This window comes from uncultured Brachyspira sp. (assembly GCF_944390845.1).
Classification (GTDB): domain Bacteria; phylum Spirochaetota; class Brachyspiria; order Brachyspirales; family Brachyspiraceae; genus Brachyspira; species Brachyspira pulli.
On sequence record NZ_CALXRM010000014.1, the window covers coordinates 49,251 to 55,273 of the forward strand.

Below are 6,023 nucleotides of genomic sequence, written 5' to 3' on the forward strand. Positions count from 1 at the left end.
AGTTTAAGTATATGCAATTTTCAAACTTTGACCAAATAAAAATTAGTATAGCAAGCCCACAGGTTATGAGAGATTGGAGTTATGGTGAGGTTAAAAAGCCTGAAACTATTAACTACAGAACTTTAAGACCTGAAAGAGATGGACTATTTTGTGAAAAGATATTCGGAACTACTAAAGAATATGAATGTTACTGCGGTAAGTTTAAAAGCATTCGTTATAAAGGTGTAGTTTGTGATAAATGCGGTGTTGAAGTTACTCATTTTAAGGTAAGACGTGAGAGAATGGGACATATAGAATTAGCTGCTCCTGTTGCTCATATTTGGTATTATAGAAATACTCCTTCAAGAATAGGACTTCTTCTTAATATGAATATCGCTCATTTGAGAAGCGTACTTTATTTTGAAAGATATGTTGTTATAGATCCAGGCGATAGTGCTTATTCAAAAGGCGATCTATTGACTGAAGATGAATATAATGAAGCTTTAGATAGATATGGTGATAATATCAGAATCGGTATAGGTGCTGAAGGTATAAGAGATATGCTTAAAGACCTAGATATGGACGAGGAAATCAAAAAGCTTAGAGAAGAAATGATTAAAAAAGGTGAAAAGAGTGACAGACGTTTAAGAAAGCGTCTTGAAATCTTTGAAGACTTCAAAGCAAGCGGAAATGATCCTACTTGGATGATACTTGATGTTGTTCCAGTAATACCGCCAGATTTAAGACCTATGGTTCAGTTAGACGGCGGACGTTTCGCTACTTCAGATTTGAATGACCTTTACAGAAGAGTTATAAACAGAAATATACGTTTAAGAAGATTATTAGTTTTAAGAGCTCCTGATATTATCATTAGAAACGAAAAAAGAATGTTACAAGAAGCAGTTGATGCTTTATTTGATAATAGCAGACGTAAGAAAGTAGTTAAAGGTCCAGGTAACAGACCATTAAAATCTCTTTCTGATATGCTTAAAGGTAAGCAAGGACGTTTCCGTCAAAACCTTTTAGGTAAACGTGTTGACTATTCAGGCCGTTCCGTTATTGTTGCTGGTCCTAGACTTAAAATGCATCAATGCGGACTTCCTAAGAAAATGGCTGTTGAATTATTCAAACCATTTATTATGAAAAAATTAGTTGAAAATAATTCAGCTCATAATATAAAAACTGCCAAGAAGTATGTAGAGGAGGGCAGAGATGAAGTTTGGGAGGTTTTAGAAGAAATAGCTAAAGAACACCCAGTTCTATTAAACAGAGCCCCTACACTTCACAGATTAGGTATACAGGCATTTGAACCAGTACTTGTTGAAGGAAAGGCTATTCAGCTTCACCCATTAGTATGTCACGCTTATAACGCTGACTTCGACGGTGACCAGATGGCAGTACATACTCCGCTTTCAGCAGAGGCACAAATTGAGGCTTGGACTTTGATGTTAGCTCCTCATAATATATTGAACCCTGCTAACGGAGAACCTATTGTTAACCCTACTCAGGATATAGTACTTGGTATTAACTATTTGACTAAATTAAGACCAGGCAGCAAAGGTGAAGGAAAAATGTTTGCTTCTCCTAAAGATGCTATACTTGCTTATGATAATAATTTAATTGAGCTTGAAGCTAGAATTAAAGTTTTGATGAAAGATAAAGATGGAGAGGAAAAATTCCTAGAAACTTCTGTTGGAAGATTAAAATTCAATGAAGTTATTCCAGAAGATTTCAGATATCAGAATAGAGATTTTAACAGTAAAGATTTAGCTAAATTTATTCATGAAGTATATTTAAAACATGGTACAGCTGTAACTGTTAATATGCTAGATGATATTAAAGAACTTGGCTATCAAAGTGCTACAATATTCTCATCTACTATTTCTATTGCGGATATACTTATCCCTCCAATGAAAAAGCATGAGATAGAAGAAGCTACAAAACAAGTAGAGTTCATTGAAAACCAATACCAAAACGGTGTTATTACTACAGATGAGAAAAAGCAGAAAGTTATCGACCTTTGGACTACAGTTGAAGGTAAAATAACTGAAGCTATGATGGATAATTTAAGACAAGACCAAGACGGATTCAACCCTGTATATATCATGGCTGATTCTGGTGCGAGAGGTTCTAAACAGCAGATAAGACAGCTTGCTAGTATGAGAGGTTTGATGGCTAAACCTTCAGGAGAGATTATCGAACTTCCTATTATATCAAACTTTAAAGAAGGTCTTACTGTACAAGAGTACTTTATTTCTACACACGGTGCTAGAAAAGGTCTTGCCGATACTGCGTTAAAAACTTCTAATGCCGGATATTTGACTAGAAGATTAGTTGACGTTGCAATAGGGGTGGTTGTTTCAGAACATGACTGCGGTACTGTTAAAGGTATTGAAATTGAGGCTATAAAATCAGGGGACGAAATTATTGACCCGCTTAAAAACCGTATTGTTGGTTTCTTTAGTAATGAATATATTTATCACCCTGTTACAAAAGAACTTATTTGTTCTGCTAACACTGAAATTACAGAAGAAATTGCTGATGTTATAGAAAAAGCAGGAATAGAAAAAATAAAAATAAGACACCCACTTACTTGTGAAAGTAGAATGGGAGTTTGTCAGAAATGTTATGGTAGAAGCTTATCTACTAATAACCTTGCTTCTATTGGTGAGGCTGTTGGTGTTGTTGCTGCTCAAAGTATTGGTCAGCCTGGTACACAGCTTACAATGAGAACTTTCCACATCGGTGGTGTTGCTACTCAGATGGTTGAGGAAAATGAAGTAAAAGTAAATTATCCTATATACATAGAGAAATTCTCTAACTATGTTGTACAGCCTAATGGTGTTAAAATCACTGCTAGAAAAGGTGATTTAGTAATTAGACGTGTATTAGAAAAATTCGAAAAAGCATCTTTCAAAGAAGTATTATTTGAAAATTATGCTAAGATACTTATAGGTGATGTTATAGGTTATGATAAAGATGGTGCAGAAATAAAAGCTACTCATAATGGTACTTTCATTATTACTGATGATGATAAATATGTTATGGTTACAGGTGTTGATCACACTATTTCTATTAAAGTTGGTAGTGAATATAAAGTTGAAGAACATGTATTCATAGAACCTAATACTGTAATAGCTAGCTTCGACACTTATAACGAGCCTATCATTTCTGAAAAATCTGGTATTGTTAGATGGCAGGATATCATACCTGGAAGAACATTGGTTGAATCTATAGACGATCAAACAGGTAATAAAACTAATATAATTCAAGAGTTTAAAGATGCTAGTATGCAGCCTAAGATTTTGATTGTTGGTGATAATGATACTTTTGAAACTGACATACCTAATGGTGCTCAGCTTATGGTTGATAATAACCAAAGAGTTGAGGTTGGTGAAATCATTGCTAAAACAACTCGTATACAGCAAAAGAGTAGGGATATTACAGGAGGTCTTCCAAGAGTACAAGAATTGCTTGAAGCTCAGAAGCCTAAAGACACTGCTATTATTGCTGGTATTGATGGTGTGGTTGAAATCGGAGGTTCTCATAAGGGTAAGAAAGTAGTTAAAATTAGAAACGAATTTGATGAAACTAAACATTTAGTTCCTCATGGTAAAATGCTTCTAGTAAGAAATGGTGACTATGTAGAAACTGGTGCTCAATTATGTGCTGGTAAAATAAACCCTCATGATATATTGGAAACTCAAGGTGATTTAGCATTACAAACTTACTTGCTTGAAGAGATTCAAGGCGTATATAAACAGCAAGGTGTAGGTATTAATGATAAGCACTTCGCTATTATCATTAGACAGATGTTAAGAAGACTTGAAATAACAGATCCAGGCGATACTAAATATATTGTTGGACAGTATGTTGATAAATACGAATTTGAAGAAGAAAACAGACGTTATGAAGAAGCCGGCGGTTCTCCTGCAAGCGGTAAGCCAGTGCTTTTAGGTTTGACTAAGGCTGCTCTTAATACAGAAAGCTTTATATCTTCTGCTAGCTTCCAAGAAACTACTAAAGTTTTAACTAATGCTGCTATTAAGGGTAAGGTTGATAAGTTGCTTGGATTAAAAGAAAATGTTATTATAGGACACTTAATACCTGCTGGTACTGGTGTTAAAATGTATAACAAACTCCATGTTTATAACAAACAAAGCGGAGATTTAGATAAGAGAGAAAATGTAGATAATTCTGCTAAAGAAGAAGAAATACAACAAATTACTGTGTGATTTGATTCTATTAAATTAAGAGGTTTTCATAAGTATTTATGGAAACCTCTTTAATTATATTGATTATCAATTTCCTTTTAGAAGTCTTAATAATGAATAATTCAAAAATATAAATAATAAAGTGTAATAAAAAATGATAAGAAAAATTAATAAAATGCCTTTGGCTTTAACTGGTTTAGCACTTGGCGTTGGTGGAATATTTAATGCTTGGACTATATTTACTGGTATTAAATATTTTGCTTATGTAGGTGCTTTAATTTCATCTATTTTAATTTTAACTATTATAACAAAAATATTTTCATCATTTGGAGATTTTCTTAATGATTTAGAACACCCAGTTGCTGGAAGTACAATTCCTACTCTTGATATGGCGGTTATGGTAATATCATCTTCAGTAGTGAAATTTGTAAAACCCCTTGGGGTTGCTATGTGGTTTACAGCAATTGCAGTTCATATAATATTTGCATTCACATTTTTAGCTCATAGAATTAATTTAAAAGATTTGCATCATATACTTCCTAGCTGGTTTGTTCCTCCTGTTGGTATAGTGGTTGCTGCTGTTACTGGATCTAATATGGGATTTCCCCAAGTATCTCAAGTAATAGTTTATATAGGTACTGTTCTTTATATTATATTATTCCCTTTTATATTTTATAGAATAATATTTCATGATCCTTTAGCTGATGACAGATTTCCTGCATTCGCGGTAATGGGGGCTCCTGCCAATCTTTGTCTTTGCGGTTATTTAACAGCATTTACTGATTATAATACTGCTTTGCTTAATTTACTATTAGCATTGGGATTATTTACTACATTCAAAGTATATTTATCTCTTATAAGAGCTTTTCAAATAAAATTTATACCTTTATTTGCGGCTTATACTTTTCCTTTGGCTGTAGGTGCTCAAGCATTATTAAAATATGCTAATTATTCTAAAAGTGTTAATGGACAGTATTTTTATATATGGAATATCATTTCTATATTTGAACTTATAGTTGCAAGTATGATGATTATTTATGTATTTGTAAATATGATGTTCTTTGTTCATAACAATGTTATAAAGGATAATAAGTAATATTATTTTTTATATTAAAATATTGTATTTATCTAAATGCATTTGTTTATTAATAAAAATAAGTAATATTCTATACTTTAATAGTTAAACTTTTTATATATTACTATTTGAAAAAATATTTTATTTATTAGTTATGTATAAAAAATTATAGTTATATTGTTAGTATAATATTTAGTAATGAGACTGAACTAAATGTAAATCTATGCAGATGAAAATTGTTGGTAAAAATGAATATTTTATAAAAAGACTATTTGAACATTTTCTGCTAGTTTTTTAGCTTTAGATTGAGATATTTCAATTCGATTTTCAGAATCATGTATTTCAGCATGATATTCATTATTCAAACTTGGTTTATAAATAGGATATAATTCTAATTCTTTACAGATTCCAACAGAAATCTTTACTACAGATTTTACTTTATCCATTCCAAATCTATTAATGAAAGAGTTAATAACTTCATTTTCTTCTCTATCTCCTAATCTATCAACTGATAAACCTTTTTTATCTTTATATGCTGCTGAAGAAGGTCTGTTATGTTCGTTATCCCAAAATATAGATGCTGGATGTATTTTTCTATATAAAATTTCTTCATTATTTTCTATTAATCTCATAAAAATCCATAATTATAGAATTAATTTTATTTGTACTCATTGAATTAATGGGGCTGTCCTAGATAACTTAAATTTGTTAAAATTTAAGTATGAAACGAAGTAAATTAAGTAAAGATAAACAAT

General features: G+C 31.6%; 3 protein-coding genes. 2 read left to right on the forward strand and 1 reads right to left on the reverse strand.

The genetic code is table 11. The features are described 5' to 3' along the window. The first annotated feature begins 11 nt into the window (after positions 1 to 11). Together rpoC and Q0K52_RS04660 are read left to right on the forward strand one after the other, a co-directional pair. A complete protein-coding gene (gene rpoC, locus Q0K52_RS04655; protein WP_297296960.1) occupies positions 12 to 4,214 on the forward strand; it encodes a DNA-directed RNA polymerase subunit beta' in 4,203 nt (1,400 codons plus the stop codon). Positions 4,215 to 4,347: 133 nt separating this feature from the next. Beyond that, a complete protein-coding gene (locus Q0K52_RS04660) occupies positions 4,348 to 5,289 on the forward strand; it encodes a TDT family transporter (protein ID WP_297296962.1) in 942 nt (313 codons plus the stop codon). Positions 5,290 to 5,525: 236 nt separating this feature from the next. Here the strand turns inward: Q0K52_RS04660 and Q0K52_RS04665 are convergent, their stop codons facing one another. Next, complete coding sequence (locus Q0K52_RS04665; protein ID WP_297296964.1) at positions 5,526 to 5,900, reverse strand: hypothetical protein; 375 nt, start codon at positions 5,898 to 5,900, stop codon at positions 5,526 to 5,528. Positions 5,901 to 6,023 lie beyond the last annotated feature (123 nt).